The organism is Bartonella capreoli (genome assembly GCF_902813205.1).
GTDB lineage: Bacteria > Pseudomonadota > Alphaproteobacteria > Rhizobiales > Rhizobiaceae > Bartonella > Bartonella schoenbuchensis.
Window position 1 is genome coordinate 1 of sequence record NZ_CADDZX010000201.1, and the last position, 456, is coordinate 456.

1 pseudogene is annotated in these 456 nt (G+C 33.6%); it reads right to left on the bottom strand.

Annotation, left to right across the window (positions count from 1 at the left end):
* A pseudogene (locus tag J7R05_RS09420) lies at positions 1-456 on the bottom strand (hypothetical protein); the annotation flags it as partial.

The following is a 456-nucleotide window of genomic DNA, read 5'->3' on the forward strand; positions in this document are numbered from 1 at the left end:
CTTTCGCAGATGTTTCATTAAAGGCTTTTTCTAATTGCTTTTGCTTATTCTCAATTCGTTCTGTAAAAGCATTATAGTTATTTCCTATTTCATCGAAAAATTCTGTGTTCTTTTGCTGTATTCTTACTGTCGTTTCATTAATTTTTTCAACGAGTTGTTTTGTTATACGATCTCCTGTTTAGGATTGTTTCGGATTATGTTGTTCACACTGTTTTTCTAAAGTTTGGGAACGGGTTTGCGTAAGTTTGTCAGTATTGGTTGAAATTTTAGACGCAACCAAATCAGATTCATCACTCAGCTGTTCTTGTTTTCCTTTCATTGTTGACTGTACGCGGCTGGCATGCTCCAAAATTGCCATGCGTTCATTATTTAATTCTTCTATGAATTTGTGAATCCGTTATTCATTTTCTGTGTATGCTTGTTCACGTTTATGAACTTCATTTTGTATAATAGCTT